The organism is Arthrobacter sp. 10N44_2 (assembly GCF_056394385.1).
The window spans coordinates 76,588-91,700 of sequence record NZ_JBFTHT010000011.1; the positions used below are offsets into that span (position 1 = coordinate 76,588).

Annotated in this window: 13 protein-coding genes; 9 read left to right on the forward strand and 4 right to left on the reverse strand. The window is 66.6% G+C overall.

The features are described from left to right. Window positions 1–173: 173 nt before the first annotated feature. The gene (locus AC1DBX_RS13100) at window positions 174–953 is read right to left on the reverse strand and encodes an SDR family NAD(P)-dependent oxidoreductase (protein WP_230009129.1); all 780 of its coding nucleotides are present in this window, start codon (window positions 951–953) and stop codon (window positions 174–176) included. 83 nt (window positions 954–1,036) lie between these two features. On the opposite strand from AC1DBX_RS13100, the gene AC1DBX_RS13105 reads away from it, so the two are divergent. Continuing rightward, window positions 1,037–1,651 carry a TetR family transcriptional regulator gene (locus tag AC1DBX_RS13105; RefSeq protein ID WP_476871407.1) on the forward strand — a complete coding sequence of 205 codons (615 nt, stop codon included), beginning with the start codon at window positions 1,037–1,039 and terminating at the stop codon, window positions 1,649–1,651. Window positions 1,652–1,753: 102 nt separating this feature from the next. Then, entirely contained in the window at window positions 1,754–2,422 is a 669-nt protein-coding gene (locus AC1DBX_RS13110; RefSeq protein WP_476931929.1) for an alpha/beta fold hydrolase, read from the forward strand. Between the two features lie 16 nt (window positions 2,423–2,438). On the opposite strand, the gene AC1DBX_RS13115 is transcribed toward AC1DBX_RS13110, so the two are convergent. From AC1DBX_RS13115 to AC1DBX_RS13125, 3 genes are read right to left on the reverse strand one after another with little or no spacing between them, the layout of a single operon-like run. Continuing rightward, on the reverse strand, window positions 2,439–4,091 hold the full coding sequence (locus AC1DBX_RS13115; protein WP_476931930.1) for a cytochrome b/b6 domain-containing protein: 1,653 nt from the start codon (window positions 4,089–4,091) through the stop codon (window positions 2,439–2,441). A gap of 2 nt (window positions 4,092–4,093) precedes the next feature. Then, entirely contained in the window at window positions 4,094–5,077 is a 984-nt protein-coding gene (locus AC1DBX_RS13120) for an electron transfer flavoprotein subunit alpha/FixB family protein (RefSeq protein ID WP_476931931.1), read from the reverse strand. Between the two features lie 11 nt (window positions 5,078–5,088). Continuing rightward, entirely contained in the window at window positions 5,089–5,865 is a 777-nt protein-coding gene (locus AC1DBX_RS13125; protein WP_476857587.1) for an electron transfer flavoprotein subunit beta/FixA family protein, read from the reverse strand. Window positions 5,866–6,091: 226 nt separating this feature from the next. Between AC1DBX_RS13125 and AC1DBX_RS13130 the strand changes: the two genes are divergently transcribed. The 7 genes from AC1DBX_RS13130 to AC1DBX_RS13160 all read left to right on the forward strand — a co-directional run bounded on the left by AC1DBX_RS13130 (window position 6,092) and on the right by AC1DBX_RS13160 (window position 15,061). Beyond that, on the forward strand, window positions 6,092–7,114 hold the full coding sequence (locus AC1DBX_RS13130; RefSeq protein ID WP_476931932.1) for a LacI family DNA-binding transcriptional regulator: 1,023 nt from the start codon (window positions 6,092–6,094) through the stop codon (window positions 7,112–7,114). Between the two features lie 162 nt (window positions 7,115–7,276). Beyond that, window positions 7,277–8,572, forward strand: coding sequence for a sugar ABC transporter substrate-binding protein (locus AC1DBX_RS13135; RefSeq protein WP_476931933.1), 1,296 nt, complete (start codon window positions 7,277–7,279; stop codon window positions 8,570–8,572). An 83-nt stretch (window positions 8,573–8,655) separates the two neighbouring features. After that, on the forward strand, window positions 8,656–9,615 hold the full coding sequence (locus AC1DBX_RS13140) for a carbohydrate ABC transporter permease (protein WP_476849686.1): 960 nt from the start codon (window positions 8,656–8,658) through the stop codon (window positions 9,613–9,615). Window position 9,616: 1 nt separating this feature from the next. After that, window positions 9,617–10,504, forward strand: coding sequence for a carbohydrate ABC transporter permease (locus tag AC1DBX_RS13145; RefSeq protein WP_439954127.1), 888 nt, complete (start codon window positions 9,617–9,619; stop codon window positions 10,502–10,504). Window positions 10,505–10,540: 36 nt separating this feature from the next. Further along, window positions 10,541–12,088 carry a glycoside hydrolase family 32 protein gene (locus AC1DBX_RS13150; RefSeq protein WP_476931934.1) on the forward strand — a complete coding sequence of 516 codons (1,548 nt, stop codon included), beginning with the start codon at window positions 10,541–10,543 and terminating at the stop codon, window positions 12,086–12,088. 174 nt (window positions 12,089–12,262) lie between these two features. Further along, window positions 12,263–13,270: a DUF6454 family protein gene (locus tag AC1DBX_RS13155; protein WP_476859954.1), complete on the forward strand. Its 1,008-nt coding sequence runs from the start codon at window positions 12,263–12,265 to the stop codon at window positions 13,268–13,270. Between the two features lie 81 nt (window positions 13,271–13,351). Beyond that, window positions 13,352–15,061: a phospholipase C gene (locus AC1DBX_RS13160; protein ID WP_476931935.1), complete on the forward strand. Its 1,710-nt coding sequence runs from the start codon at window positions 13,352–13,354 to the stop codon at window positions 15,059–15,061. Window positions 15,062–15,113 lie beyond the last annotated feature (52 nt).

Genomic DNA, 15,113 nt, shown 5'->3' on the forward strand with positions numbered 1-15,113 from the left:
CCTCCTCGATGTGGTGGATGCCCATAGCCTACGGCGGTCGGCACCGTAGAAACAGGCCCTTCCGGCCGCAGCCAATACGAACGCCCGGGTTCCTCGGTGCGCTCCCCTCCTACAGGAACGCGGACGACGGCGGGACTTCCCGCCGTCGTCCGTATGTGTTTGATGCCGCTCCCCTACAGCGCGGACCAGCCGCCGTCGGAGGCGAGGATGGCGCCGTTGATGTTGGTGCCGTCGTCGCTGAGCAGGAACGTGATGGACGCGGCGAGCTGCGCGGCGGTGGCGGGCGTCGGGACGGTGGCCTGCATCAGCGGGCCGAGGCGTTCGGCCGCGAGCTGGGACCCCCAGTTGGCCACGATGTTGGTGATGGTGGGGCCGGGGGCCACGGCGTTGAAGCGCAGGCCCTTCGGCCCGTACATCACGGCCGAGTTCTTGGTCAGGCCGACGACGGCGTGCTTGGACGCGGTGTAGGCGGCGCCGGCGGCGGACCCGCGCAGGCCGGCCTCGGAGGCGACGTTGACCACGGAGCCGGTGCCTGCGTCCAGCATCAGCGGCACCACCGCGCGGGTCAGGCGCATGAGGGCGGTGACGTTGATCCGGAAGACGCGGTCCCAGAGCTCGTCGTCCACCTCGTGGATCGGGGCGAAGTTGTCCATGATCCCGGCAACGTTCGCCAGCGCGTCGATGCGTCCGCCGGCGGCAGCGACGACGGCGGCCACGGTCTCCTCGGTGGAGATGTCGCCGGCCACCGGGACCAGGTCCAGGCCGGCGTTCTCGGCCACGAGGTCATCCAGGCGTTCCTTGCTGATGTCGGCGGCGATGACGCGGCCGCCTTCCCTGGCGATCCGCAGGGCGGTGGCCTGGCCGATGCCGGAGGCGGCACCGGTGACGATGACGGTCTTGCCGGCGAACCGGCCGGTGGTGGTGGCTTCCTGCCATGAAGCTTCGTTGCCCATGATGTCCTTCCAGACGTTGCTGACGGTGATGCCGCCCAGCTTATGACACTCCGTGTCATTATGTAAGGGTGAATACTGGTGGGATGCCTTCGGATGCTGTGACCACCGCTGTCCCGCGCTCCGCCGGGCGGCCGGTGACGATTGATCCCGACGCAGTGGCCGCGATCGCGCTGCGCCTGTTCGCCGAGCGCGGCTACGAGCAGACCTCCATGGAGGACATCGCCCGCGCGGCGGGAATCGGGCGCAAGAGCCTGTACCGGTACTTCTCCAGCAAGGCCGAGCTCGTCTGGGGCGGCATGGAGCCGGTGGTCGAGGCCTCGGGCCTGGTACTGGATTCGGCCCGCGTTGAAGGTCCCGACGGCGACATCCTGGCGGGGCTGCGCTACGCGGCGGTCGCCGGCGTTGCTGTCCTGCCCGACCTGGCGGTCACGCGCGGCCGGCTGCGGCTGATCGCCGAGCACCCCGAGCTGGCCAGCCGGAGCTACGAGTCCCTGGCGCCGCAGCGCGAGCGGACCAGGGCCTACCTGGTGTCAGCGGGCGTCTCTGGGGACGTCGCGGGGTATCTGTGTGCCGCGTTGATCGGCGCGACGTTCGAGGCCTGGATGCAGTGGGCCGCCGGGACGGACCCGGACCCGGTGCCGTATCTGGTGGCAGCGGTGGGGGTATTGCGGGTGCCGGAGTCGACGCGGGCGGGGTGACAATGGGGAGATGAGATCCGCATCGAACCGAAGACGGCCGAACGGCCGCCGCCTGCCGGTCCGGACCCGGGGTCCCGCCGTCGTGGTTTGGCTGGTGCTGCGGTGAGCAGATTCGTCCTGATCCCCGGAGCGGGCGGCGCGGCCTGGTACTGGAGCCGCATCGTTCCGCTGCTGCAGGGGGCCGGCCACGAAGCCGTCGCTGTCGATCTGCCCGGCGACGATGATAGCGCCGGGCTGCCCGAGTACGCGCGCCTGGTGCTCGAAGCCGTCGGTGGACGCCAGGACGTGGTGCTCGTTGCGCAGTCGCTGGGTGGCTTCACCGCCCCGCTCGTGTGCGAAAAAGCCCCCGTCGCCGGGCTTGTCCTCGTGAATGCGATGATCCCCTTACCGGGCGAGACCCCCGGCGCATGGTGGGGAAACACCGGCTGGGCTGCGGCGCAGCAAAGCGCGGCCCAGGCCCACGGGTACAGTGCCGAGTTCGACACGGACACCTATTTCCTGCACGACGTTCCGCCGAAAGTGGCCGCGGAAGGCGAACCGCATCAACGCCCCGAAGCAGAGGCGGTGTTCGAATCGGTCTGCACGTTCACGGCCTGGCCCGGGATCCCGACCCGCGTCCTGACCGGAGAGGGAGACCGCTTCTTTCCGCTGGACTTCCAACAGCGGCTCGCCCGCGAACGCCTCGGCATAGAGCCCGACGTCCTGCCCGGCGGCCATCTCCTCGCCCTGGCAAATCCCGACGGTGTGGCCGATTACCTGCTGCGCCGCTGAACGTGGGAATTCCGGCCTAGCGGCTGCTCACCTGGCCGAACAGTTTCGCGATGGGCGCGAGCACCAGCGGGCGGGCGGCGTACCATCCGGCCGCCGTGATGGCGATGGCGGCCGCGAAGAGCCAGAACCCGACCCAGTTCACCACGTCGGTGCCGCCGAACATGTGGTTCAGGTTGCGCAGCGCACCGGTCGCGAACACGAGGAACACGTGGACGAGAATGAACAGCACGAAAAACAGCATGGTCGGGAAGTGCACCGCGCGCGCAACCTCTAACGGGTAGACCTTGTTCAGCGTTTTCGCGTTCTTCGGCCAGAACTCGCTCATGCGCGCACCCGTGATCGCAGCGACGGGGGCCGCGATGAAGACCACCACGAAGTACATGATCTGCTGCAGGCTGTTGTAGTTCACCCAGCCGGTCTCAACGGGCCAGTCGAGTGTCATGTACTGCAGGAGCGCGGAGAGCGCGTTCGGGACGGCCTCCCAACTGCTCGGCACGATCCTCATCCAGCGGCCGGAGGCAAACAGCAGCACCACAAAGATGAGCCCGTTGGCCAGCCACAAAATGTCGAGCGACTGGTGCAGCCACAGGTTGATGCTGATCTTCTTGCCACCGCGCTTCGGCGTCCAGTACGCCGGCGGCTTCTGCTGCATGCGCACCTGGTAGCCGGAGCGAATGATGAGCACCATCAGGAAGATGTTCAGGAAGTGCGCCCACTGTGCCCACCACGGGAAGCCGGGCTCCACCGTATCGGGCAGGTCATACGCGCCGGGGTATCTCTCCAGGAACTCGGGCACGCCCGGCAGCGTCGTCACGCCGCGCGCGGCGAGCACAAGAATCGCTGCGGCGGCCACTCCGCCGACGCCGAAGAGCACGACGAGCTTGATCCACTGGCCCAGGGTACGTGAGCCGTAGAGCCTTGCCTCGGCCTTGGGCTTCACGGGCTTTTCGACGGCGGCGGGCCGTGCCGCGGGCGCCGGGGCGGCGGCCGCGGGTGCGGGTGCGGGCGCCGGGACGGCGGCGGCCGCGGGTGCGGGTGCGGGTGCGGGTGCGGGTGCACTCGACGCCGAGGGCTCCGTCTCGACGTCGGCCTTCACCACGCTGGCAGCCGGGGCAGGGACAGCGTCGGCAACGCGTTCGGGATGCGTCTGCACCGCAGGGGCGGCAGCGACCGCCGGAGCAAGCCCAGCCGGCGGCCACGGCTCGCCACCGGGAACACGGGGAAGCCCGCGACGCAGCGAGGCGGTTCCCGTCGTCCGTGTGGCAGGCGCGGCTGCCGGAGCAGCTGCAGGCGCCGCCGCCGGTACCGGAGCCCCTCCCGCCGGCGGCCAAGGTTCGCCGCCCGGCACGCGCGGCAGGCCGCGGCGAAGCTGCCGCACCACCGCGGAGCCTGGAATCACCGCCGGGACCGGCGCTGACAGCGCCACACCCGGCGCCGTTTCCTCGACAGCAGCCGGGGCGGAGGGCGCGGCGGCAGCGGCCGATTCCACCGCGGAAACTGACGCCGACAGATCGGCCGCTTCTGCCGTTTCTGCCGCTTCTGCCGCTTCTGCCGCTTCTGCCGCTTCTGCCGTGGCAATGTGTGCGGGCGCCTGGCCTGCTGGAGGCCAGGGTTCGCCACCTTCGACGCGCGGCAGGCCCCGCCGGATGGACCGAGACAGAGTTGCCATCGCTACTTCTTCCGGGCCTCAAGTGCGCTAATGAGCTGGGGAACAACCTTGAAGACGTCGCCGACCACACCGTAGTCCGCGACCTCGAAGATCGGCGCGTCCCCGTCCTTGTTGATGGCGACGATCATCTTCGCGGTCTGCATGCCGGCCCGGTGCTGGATCGCGCCGGAAATGCCCAGCGCGACATACAGCTGTGGTGACACGGAAACCCCGGTCTGGCCGACCTGATGCGACGTCGGGACGTAGCCGGCATCCACCGCGGCGCGCGACGCACCAACGGCGGCACCGAGGGTATCGGCGAGCTGTCCAACGAGTGCGAACTGTTCTTCCGAGCCGAGGCCGCGGCCACCGGCGACAACCTTCGCGGCACCACGCAGCTCCGGCCGCGAAGTGGCAGCAGGCGCCTCCTCGAAGGAGTCGATCCGCGCGGCCGGTTTCGCGGAGCTTGTCACGGCCAAGGTCTCGGACTCTTGCGGCTGAGCCGCCGCCCGCGCCTCGATGGAGCCCTGGCGGACCGTAATCACCGGTGCCCCAAACGTGGACGTCGACGTCACGTTGTAGGCGCCGCCGTAGACGGAGTGCTGTGCCACGACGCCCTCGTCATCACGGGACACACCGACCGCATCGGCGGAAATCGCCGCACGCGAACGGGCAGCGTAACGTCCGGCGAGGTCGCGCCCGTTCAGGGAATGCGAAATCAGGATGGCGTCCGGCTGCACCTGCTCCACGGCGGCTGCAAGCGCGTCAACGCCCGGCACCCCAAGCGCGGAAGGATCCGGGGTCTCCGCGATGAGTGCGCGGGCGGCACCAAGGGCCGCGGCCTCCGCGGCGGCGGCGCTCCCGGCGCCGGGTGAGGCAAGCACCAATGCAACCGGGGTGCCAACGGCAGCGGCGGCACCGAAGAGCCCGGCCGCAGCCTTCTCGAGTTCACCGGATGCCCGGGCTTCCACGACGACGAGGATTGCGTCACGAGGGAATTCAGTCATGTCGTTGATCCTTAGGCCAGTCGGTTTTCGATCAGGAACTCAGCGAGCTTCTCGCCGGCATCACCCTCGTCGATGATCTTCACGCCCGCCGCGCGCGGGGGCCTCTCCGCAACGGTCAGCATGATCGAACGCGCCGCCTCCGGATTGTCGGCTGTGACCCCGAGGTCCGCGAGGGTCAGGACCTCAAGGGGCTTCTTCTTCGCGGCCATAATGCCTTTGAAGTTCGGGAAGCGCGCCTCGGGAAGTGCCTCGGTAATGGAGATCACCGCGGGCAGGTTGGCTGAGACCTTCTGCACGCCGGAGTCAACGGCCCTGGAGCCAGACACCGCACCGTCGCTGATCTCGACGGAGCTGAGGCCGGTGGCATGCGGCACGTCAAGCAATTCTGCAAGCATCGCGGGAATCATGCCGCCGGATCCGTCGGTGGAGACGTTGCCGGTGATCACCAGGTCAAACCCCATGCGGCGGATCGCTGCGGCGAGGGTTTCAGCGGTAAGTCCAAGATCCGCACCCCGGAGCGCCTCGTCAGAGACGTGGGTGGCGCTTCCCGCGCCCATCGCAAGCCCCTTGCGGATGGTTGCCGTCGCACCTTCGGGGGCGAGGGAGAGAATCGCGACCTCAGTGCCCTCGTTCGCGTCGGCGTGCGTCAGTGCCAGCTCCAGGGCCCGCTCACCGATCTCATCAATGACTGCCTCGCTGACTCCTCGATCGGCGAGGCCGGTTTCAAGGTTCAGTTTTCGGTCCCCGTACGTGTCGGGGACCTCCTTTACTAGGACGATAATCTTCATCGATGGCTCTTCCTGTGGCGGCTTGTCCCTGGAGAGGAGACATTGTCGAACCCATCGAGTCTACGAAACTAGTGCCCTTTCCGGCTGACAGAGCCCGTGTCGTGACGTGAAGTGCCTCGCCATGGGACCGGGATCAAGGTAAAGCCGGACGTCCCGTTGACAACTGCAAAACGTTTTGTGTAACGTGTCTCACACCAGATACAAAACGTTTTGCAAAAGGAAGTCAATGACGACAAGAGTGGGAATACGCGACGTGGCCAAGGCCGCCGGGGTCTCCGTCACCACGGTGTCGCATGCCCTGAACGATGCCACGAGCTTCCGGGTGAAGGCAGCGACGCAGCAACTCGTCCGGGACGTGGCCAGGGATCTTGGGTACGCCCCGAACAAGATGGCCAGCGGACTGCGCAACCAGCGCTCCCAGATCCTTGGCCTGGTGAGTGACGAAATCACCACCACCCCCTTTGCAGGCGCCATGATCCGCGGGGCGCAGGACGCAGCCTATGACCGCGGCTATGTGGTGATGGTGGTCAACTCGGGCCTGGACAGCGAGCTGGAAACCCGTGAAATCAACATGCTGCGGCAGCATCAGGTGGACGGGGTGGTCTATGCCAGGATGTACCACCAGAGCGTGCAGGTCCCCGCAGAACTGGAGGGCCTTCCCACCGTGCTGCTGGATTCCGTCACTCGCGACAGTTCCATCTCCTCGGTTACCCCCGACGAGGTGGGCGCCGCCGAGACGGCCGTTGAAGCAATCATCCAAGCGGGCCACACCCGGATCGGGATGCTCAACAACATCGACGACATCCCCGCCACGCACGGCCGCAGGGAAGGCTTCCTCAATGCTCTCCGGCGGCACGGCCTGCAGCACGACCCCCGCCACCTCGTGATCGGCCAGCCCGAAACCGCGGGAGGCCGCGAGGCCGCCCTGGGCCTGCTCGGTCAGCCCGACCGCCCCACAGCCCTGTTCTGCTTCAGTGACAGGGTTGCCATGGGCGCCTACCAGGCGGCCACCGCATTGGGGCTGCGCATTCCGGAAGACGTGTCCATTGTGGGGATCGACAATCTCGAAATCATCGCGGACGCCCTGTGGCCGGGGCTCACCACCGTCGCCCTTCCCCACTACGAAATGGGCAGTTGGGCGGTCCACCGGCTCCTGGACGACATCGAAAATCCCGGCGCACCCGCAGTCCAGACGCAACTGGACTGCCCCCTGATTGAGCGGGGGTCGCTCGGCCCGCCGCCACGTTAGCCGATTGCCGGCACCAAGCCGGCATCACCACACTGTTCCACCGTTCCACTGCTCCGCCGCCCGGGGACCGCAATAAGAAGGGACGCAGCCGTTGCACCGGCCGCGTCCCGAAGGACCCGGGGCAATCTCCCACGCCCAAATTCAGCAGAAAGATTGACCATCATGAACAAGCGATTCACCCGGATCCTCGCCACCAGTGTAGCTGCGGCGGCACTTGTCGGCTCCCTGGGCGCCTGTGGCAAGGGCAGCGCCTCTGCCCCGTCCGCCGGCACCAATGAGATCACCATGTGGACCCACAACGCGGGCAACGCCGAAGAACTCAAAGCGGTTGAAAACATCGTCGATTCCTACAACAAGAGCGCCGGCGCCAAGGCCAAGATCAAGGTCCAGGCGTTCCCGCAGGACTCCTACAACGACTCCGTGGTCTCGGCCGCGGCCGCCGGGAAGCTCCCCTGCATTGTTGACATCGATGGCCCCAATGTTCCCAACTGGGCCTGGGCGAAGTACCTGACACCGCTGAAACTCGACGCGGATGTTTCCAAGAACTTGCCGAGCACGGTGGCCAAATGGGAGGGCGAGACCTACGCCGTTGGCACCTACGACGTCGCACTGGCGATGCTCGCACGTGCCTCCGACCTCAAGGCAGCCGGTGTCCGCGTCGCCACGGTCGAGAAGCCGTGGACCAAGGACGAGTTCCAGGACGCCCTGACCAAGCTCAAGGCCCTGGGCAAGTGGGAATACCCACTGGACATGGGTACCGCCGGAACCGGCGAATGGCTGCCCTACGCCTACTCCCCGTTCCTGCAGTCCTTCGGTGGGGACCTGATTAACCGCGACGGATTCCAGTCGGCAGACGGCGTCCTCAATGGCGACAAGGCCGTCGAATGGGCCCAGTGGTTCCGCGGCCTTGCCGACCAGGGCTTCATGGCTAAGAAGAGCGGCAAGGACTCCACCCAGGACTTCCTCAACAACAAGAGCGGCCTTCTCTACACCGGCTCCTGGGCCGCGGACAAGGCACGCGCAGCGGTAGGTAAGGACCTTGTGGTCATGCCGTCCGTGGACCTGGGGACCGGCCCCAAGATCGGCGGCGCCTCCTGGCAGTGGGGCGTGACCAGCGGCTGCAACAACTCCGCGGCAGCCATGGACTACCTCTCCTACTCACTGAAGCCGGAAAACCTGGCCGCGGTGGCGAAGGCAACGGGCACCATCCCGGCCACCGACGAGGCCGCTGCCCTGATCCCCGCGTTCGCCAAAGGCGGCACAAACCGGATCTTCATGGAACTTTCCCGCAACTACGCGGTGATGCGCCCCGAAACCCCGGCCTATCCCTTCATCGCCACCGAATACGGCAAGGCTGTCCAGGACATCCTGGCCGGCGCCGACCCCAAGACGGCGCTGGACAAGTCGGTCAAGGCCATCGACGCCAACATCAAGTCCAACGGCGGCTACAAGAACTAGCCGGCTGCCAAACGGTACTTTCGACGGCGGTGCGCAACCGCCGTCGAAAGTACCTCAGGCCCTGACTGTCGACGGAGAAAACCATGACAACCACCCAACTCCCCTCCCCCGGCCGCCGTCTGGCGGACCCGGCCCCGGCCGCACCGCCCAGCAAACCGCGTCGCCGGCCGCGCCACCTTCGCGAACAGATCAGCGGGTGGGGCATGATCGCCCCGGCCGCGGTCCTCCTGCTCGCCTTCGTCTTTCTCCCGGCGATCCTGGGCTTCGGCCTGGCATTCACGAACGCCAGGCTTGTTTCCCCGCGGCCCGTCGAGTTTGTCGGCACGGACAACTTCGCGCGGCTCTTCGCGGATCCCGTGTTCTGGCGCTCACTGCTGAACGTCAGCTACTTCGCCGTCGTGGTGGTGCCCGTCCAGTCCGGACTCGCCCTGGCGATGGCCCTCCTGATCAACAAGAAGTTCCGCGGCGTGAACTTCTTCCGCACCATCTACTTCCTTCCCGTGGTGACGTCCATGGTGGTGGTGTCCCTGCTGTGGATGTTCATGTACCGCAAGGACGGCCTGATCAATGAGTTGCTGTCGGCGGCCAGTTTCGGCCTCATCAACGGCCCAGACTGGCTCAACGATCCCGCCACCGCCATGCCGGCCATCATTGCCCTGTCCATCTGGCAGGCCGCAGGCTTCCACATGATCATCTGGCTCGCAGGCCTGCAAAGCATTTCCGGGGAACTCTACGAGGCCGCCCAACTCGACGGGGCCAGCCGCTGGCATCAGTTCCGCTTCGTGACCTGGCCCGGCCTCACCCACACCCGCACCCTGGTCCTGGTGACCATCACCATCCAGGCGCTCGGGCTCTTCGACCAGGTCAGCGTCATGACCCAGGGCGGGCCCCTCGATTCCACCACCACCATCATCTACGAGGCGGTGCGCTCCGGCTTCAAGCAGCAGGAGACCTCCTACGCCTCGGCCATCTCGCTCGTGTTCTTCGTGCTCGTCCTGCTGATCTCCGCAGTGCAGCGCTACCTGACCCGAGAGAAGGACTGACGTGAAACAGACACTCATTTCCAAGGGTCTCGGCAATGCCGCGACCACGGCGGTCCGCCTCCTGTTCGCCGCCGTCGCCGCCTTCCCCATCGTGTTCATGATGGTGTCCTCGCTCAAGCCGGACCAGCAGATCTTCGGCGACATGTCCTCGGTGGCGGCGTTCCTGCCGGTCGGCAACATTTCGCTGGACAACTACGCGGCCGTGTTCGACCGGGTGCCGGCCGCCCGCTTCCTGATGAACTCCATCGGCATTTCCGCGGTCACGGTGGTGCTAGGCATCTTCATCAACAGCCTATGCGCGTTTGCCCTGTCCCGGATGGAGGTCCGCGGCAAGCGCGTGGTGTTCACCGCGATCCTCGCCACCCTCATCGTGCCCTTCCAGACGCTGGCGCTGCCGCTGGTGTGGTGGGTCAACCAGCTGCCGTACTTTGAGCTCAACGGGTTCAGCCTCGAGATCTCGAAGGGCTGGCTGGACACCTACCAGGTCCAGATCATCCCGTTCATCGCGAACGCGTTCTCCATCTACCTGTTCCACCAGTACTTCGAGTCCATCCCGAAGGAACTGGACGAGGCTGCCCGGATCGACGGCGCGGGCTGGTTCACCATCTACCGCAAGGTGGTGATGCCGCTCGCGGGACCGGCGACCGCCACCGTGGCCATCCTGACCTTCCTGCCCGCCTGGAACTCCTACCTGTGGCCGCTCATGGTGGTCCAGTCCGAGGAACTCCGCCCGGTGATGATCGGCATCCAGTACTTCTTCCAGCTCAACGTCTCCTGGGGCGAGGTGATGGCTTACGCGTCCCTCATCACCATTCCCGTGGTGGTCCTTTTCATCGCGTTCCAGCGATCCTTCATCAACAGCATCGCCTCCAGCGGCGTCAAGGGCTGACCAGCCTCCTCACGCGAAAGCCTGCAAAGAACCCTCATGAAAACACTCACAGAACTCGACTGCCAGTACCGGCCAAAGTGGCACTACTCAGCGGAGCGCAACTGGCTCAACGACCCCAACGGGCTGGTCTACGCCAACGGCATCTACCACCTCTTCTACCAGCACAACCCGCACGGCGAGGAGTGGGGCAACATGTCCTGGGGCCACGCCACCTCCACGGACCTGCAGCACTGGGACGAACAACCCGTGGCCATCGCATGCGATGAGCAGGAGGCCATCTTTTCCGGCTCCGCGGTGGTCGATGTCCATAACACCAGCGGCTTCGGCGTCGGAGGCGTGCCCCCGCTGGTGGCCATCTACACCAGCGCGTACTCGCCCGCCTCACCGCTCGCCGGACGGCAGGCACAGTCCCTCGCCTACAGCACGGACGACGGCGCCACCTGGACCAAGTACGCCGGGAACCCGGTGCTGGACCGCGCCTCCGCGGACTTCCGCGACCCCAAGGTCTTTTGGCACGACGGCGCCGCCGGCAGCTACTGGGTGATGGTCGCCGTCGAGGCGGTCCACCACGAGGTGGTCCTTTACAAGTCGGCTGACCTGTTGACCTGGGAGTACCTGAGCACCTTCGGCCCGGCAAACGCCACGGAAGGGGTGTGGGAATGCCCGGACCTGTTCGAACTGCCGGTGGACGGCGACGCCTCCAACACCCGGTGGGTCCTGGTGGTCAACCTGAGCCCCGGCGGCATCGCCGGCGGATCGGGCGGCCAGTACTTCATCGGAACCTTCGACGGCGTGACGTTCCGTTCCGAAACCACCGTCACCGACGGCGTGCAGGCCGACGACAGCCGGATGGCCGACTACGGGTGGCTCGACTGGGGCCGGGACTACTACGCGGCCGTGTCGTTCAGCAACGTCCCGGACGGACGGCGGCTCATGATCGGCTGGATGAACAACTGGCAGTACGCCGCCTCAACGCCCTCGGACGGCTGGCGCAGCGCGATGTCCCTGGTCCGCGAGGTCAGGCTGGTGTGCCGCGGCGGCCGCCCGGTGCTGGTGCAGGAGGCGGTGGACCCGTTCCACACCCACGGTACCGAGGTGTTCGCCCTGGACCGGCAGCCGTTGGCGGACGGGGTGACCTGGCTTCCGGCCGAGGCCTGCGGTGATGTGCTGCGCATCGATGCGGACTTCGAGCCCGGCGCCGCCGGCAGGGTGGGTCTGGTGCTCCGGGCCGGCGGCTCAACGGACGGGGAATCCGGCTCCAGGTCCGGGCCCGGAGCCGGAGTCGGAGCGCGCACTGTCCTGGCCTACGACTGCCGCACGGCGGAGCTCAGCCTGGACCGGACCGAATCCGGCAACGTGGGCTTCCACGAGTCGTTCCCGTCGGTGGAGCGCGTTGCCGTGTCCTTGGAGGACGGCCGGCTAAGGCTCCGGGTCTTCCTGGACCGCTGCTCGGTCGAGGTCTTCGCGCAGGACGGCCTGGCCACCATCACCGATCTGGTCTTTCCCGCGAACTCCGGCACCGCCGTCGGGCTGCTGGCCGAAGGCGAGGGCGGCACCCTGGCAGGCCTCGCCGTCCTCGCCTGAGCGGCTGAAAGGGCCCAAAGCCAGCGACGGCGGGGGGGAGACACGTGTCGAAACGAAGCCGGTCCGCCGGACCGCTGCCGGCCATCTGCCGTTCACCTGCCCGTATCGGGGATTAATTACCGGGAAGTAGCGTTGCGATCTCTTGTTGAGATCCAACCTTTGAGAGGCTCCCGAATGAGCACGACTCACACCCGAGGCATCCTCACGGCCGCCGCAGCAATCGTCCTGGCCGCGTCCGCAATCAGCATCACCGCGGCCGCCCAGGCCGCAGACAACCCCACCGGTGCCGGCAACCACGGTGACAGGAACACGGCCCTGGCCGACGCCTTCAACGGCGTTGACCGGAACACGAACTGGCAGCAGACGTCGAAGCTGAAGCTGAATTTCCCGACGTACCACACGGAGGGAATCGCCTACAGCCAGGACCACATCTTCCTCTCGGCCGTTCAGATCATCGAACCGACCGTGAAGTTCCCGACCCCGCAAAACGGCTTCGACCGCACCCCCGGCAAGGGCGTCGGCCACCTGTTCGTCATGGACAAGTCCGGCGCCCTGCAAAAGGACATCGTCCTGGGGGAGGGCGACATGTACCACCCCGGCGGCATCGACTTCGACGGCACCAGCGTCTGGATCCCCGTGGCCCAGTACCGGCCGGACAGCAGCGCCATCATCTACCGAGTCGACGCGACCACCCTGGACGTGCACAAGCAGTTCGAGGTGAAGGACCACTTCGGCGGCATCGTGATGGACAAGCAGACCGGCCACCTGGTCGGCAACACCTGGGGCTCGCGCCGCTTCGCCGAATGGGATCTGCAGGGCAAGCAGCTCTCGACCTGGCAGAACCCGAACTACTTCATCGACTACCAGGACTGCCAGTACGTGGCCAACTCCCGGATGCTCTGCAGCGGGATCACCAACCTCCCGCAGACCCCGGCGGCCGGCGGCACCGGCGCCACCTACGAACTCGGCGGCATGGCGATGATCGACCTCAAATCCCGCAGCGTAATCCGCGAGGTCCCCTTCCAGCAGTGGTCCACCGCAGGCCATGTGGCCACGCGCAACCCGTTCAAAATGACGGCCGACGGCGGGCACCTCACCATGAAGGTGGCCCCAGACAACGGCGAGGAAGGCAACGGCACCGAAATCCTCACCTACGAGGCCACGGTCACGCCGGCCAAGTAACGCAGGCCGCTCACCCAAGCAGCATACGAATGCCTGCCATCAGCCGCCGGCATCCCTGAACACCAACGATTGGCTACCCCCATGCCTCATCCAGCACAACGATTCACCCGGAAGCGGGTCGCCGCCACGGGCGCGGCAGCCCTGGCCGCCTCGGCACTGACAGCCGGAATGTTCGGTATCGGCGCAGGTCCGGCCTCCGCCGGTGAAAACCACAACGGTACCGCGACGCCAATCAAGCACGTGGTGGTGATCTTCCAGGAGAACGTTTCCTTCGACCACTACTTCGCCACCTACCCCAAGGCTGCCAATCTCCCGGGTGAAACCCAGCAGGGCACCGGCACCGCGACGGCATCCTTCACCGCCGCGAAAAACACCCCCAAGGACATCAACACTCTGGCCACCGCCGGCCTTCTGGCACCGAACAACCCCAACTCTGCGCAGCCTGCCCGGCTCTCGCCGGCGCAGGCCGTCACCTGCGACCAGGACCACGGATACACCGCCGAGCAGAAGGCATACAACGGCGGGGCGATGAACAAGTTCGTCGAGTTCACCAGCCGCGACGCCTGCGGCACCAACCAGTACGGCCGCCCCGGCCTCACCATGGACTACTACGACGGCAACACCGTCACCGGCATCTGGAACTACGCCCAGAACTACTCCATGAGCGACAACCACTTCAGCACTGTCTTCGGACCCTCCACACCCGGGGCGCTGAATCTGGTATCCGGCCAGACCCACGGGGCCACCGAGTACACCGCCGCAGGACAACCTGTGGCCACCCCGGCGGCCGGCAGCAGTGCCGTCAGCCTGCCGGATGCGAACGGCGTCGGCACCGTCATCAACGACCCGGACCCGGTCCACGACGACTGCTCGAACAGCAGCCACGCCAAAACCGGAAACCTGGCCGGCCTGAGCGGCAGGAACATCGGCGACCTGCTCAACGCCAAGGGCACGTCCTGGGGCTGGTTCCAGGGTGGTTTCACGCCGACCACCGCCGCGACCGCGGACTCCCCGGCGTCGTGCCTGTCCAGCCACACGAACGCCGCCGGCGCCAGCGTTGTTGACTACTCCCCTCACCACCAGCCGTTCCAGTACTACGCCTCCACCGCCAACCCGCACCACCTGGCACCGGCGTCCGACGCGGAAATCGGCCACAACGGACAGGCGAACCACCAGTACGACCTCACCGCGTTCAACAAGGTGGTCAACACCGACAACATGCCCGCCGTGTCCTTCCTGAAAGCCGGAATGTTCCAGGACGGCCACGCCGCCTACTCTGACCCGATCGACGAGCAGAACTTCATCACCAGCACCGTGAACCAGATCCAGAAATCCCGGAACTGGGACAACACTGCCGTGGTGCTTGCCTACGATGACTCGGACGGCTGGTACGACCACGTCGCCGCCAAGGCAAAGAACTCCTCCAACACCGCCGACGACGACGCCTGGTGCCAGCACGCCGCAGCCAGCGGCGTCCCGATGGCCGGCGGCTACGCTGACCGCTGCGGCCCCGGCCCGCGCCAGCCGCTGGTAGTCATTTCCCCCTACGCGAAGAAGAACTTTGTGGACCACACCCAGACCGACCAGGCCTCGATCCTGCGCTTCATCGAAGACAACTGGCACACCGGCCGGATCGGCGACGCCTCCGCCGACGCCACCGCCGGGTCGGTGAACGCCATGTTCAACTTCGGCAGACAGCGCAACGACCAGGTCCTGCTCAACGAACAGACCGGCGCCGTCGCCTCCACCGAACACGGCAACAACAACTCCCACAACAACTCCGGAAAGTAAACACCTGCAACAGCCCGGTCATGGACCGCCGGCAAAACACCCCCTTGGAACG

Excerpts from the sequence above, each read along its gene's own strand:
- AC1DBX_RS13100 (WP_230009129.1), bottom strand. The coding sequence starts at position 953 with ATGGGCAACGAAGCTTCATGGCAGGAAGCCACCACCACCGGCCGGTTC.
- AC1DBX_RS13105 (WP_476871407.1), top strand. The coding sequence starts at position 1,037 with ATGCCTTCGGATGCTGTGACCACCGCTGTCCCGCGCTCCGCCGGGCGG.
- AC1DBX_RS13115 (WP_476931930.1), bottom strand. The coding sequence starts at position 4,091 with ATGGCAACTCTGTCTCGGTCCATCCGGCGGGGCCTGCCGCGCGTCGAA.
- AC1DBX_RS13120 (WP_476931931.1), bottom strand. The coding sequence starts at position 5,077 with ATGACTGAATTCCCTCGTGACGCAATCCTCGTCGTCGTGGAAGCCCGG.
- AC1DBX_RS13125 (WP_476857587.1), bottom strand. The coding sequence starts at position 5,865 with ATGAAGATTATCGTCCTAGTAAAGGAGGTCCCCGACACGTACGGGGAC.
- AC1DBX_RS13130 (WP_476931932.1), top strand. The coding sequence starts at position 6,092 with ATGACGACAAGAGTGGGAATACGCGACGTGGCCAAGGCCGCCGGGGTC.
- AC1DBX_RS13135 (WP_476931933.1), top strand. The coding sequence starts at position 7,277 with ATGAACAAGCGATTCACCCGGATCCTCGCCACCAGTGTAGCTGCGGCG.
- AC1DBX_RS13140 (WP_476849686.1), top strand. The coding sequence starts at position 8,656 with ATGACAACCACCCAACTCCCCTCCCCCGGCCGCCGTCTGGCGGACCCG.
- AC1DBX_RS13150 (WP_476931934.1), top strand. The coding sequence starts at position 10,541 with ATGAAAACACTCACAGAACTCGACTGCCAGTACCGGCCAAAGTGGCAC.
- AC1DBX_RS13155 (WP_476859954.1), top strand. The coding sequence starts at position 12,263 with ATGAGCACGACTCACACCCGAGGCATCCTCACGGCCGCCGCAGCAATC.
- AC1DBX_RS13160 (WP_476931935.1), top strand. The coding sequence starts at position 13,352 with ATGCCTCATCCAGCACAACGATTCACCCGGAAGCGGGTCGCCGCCACG.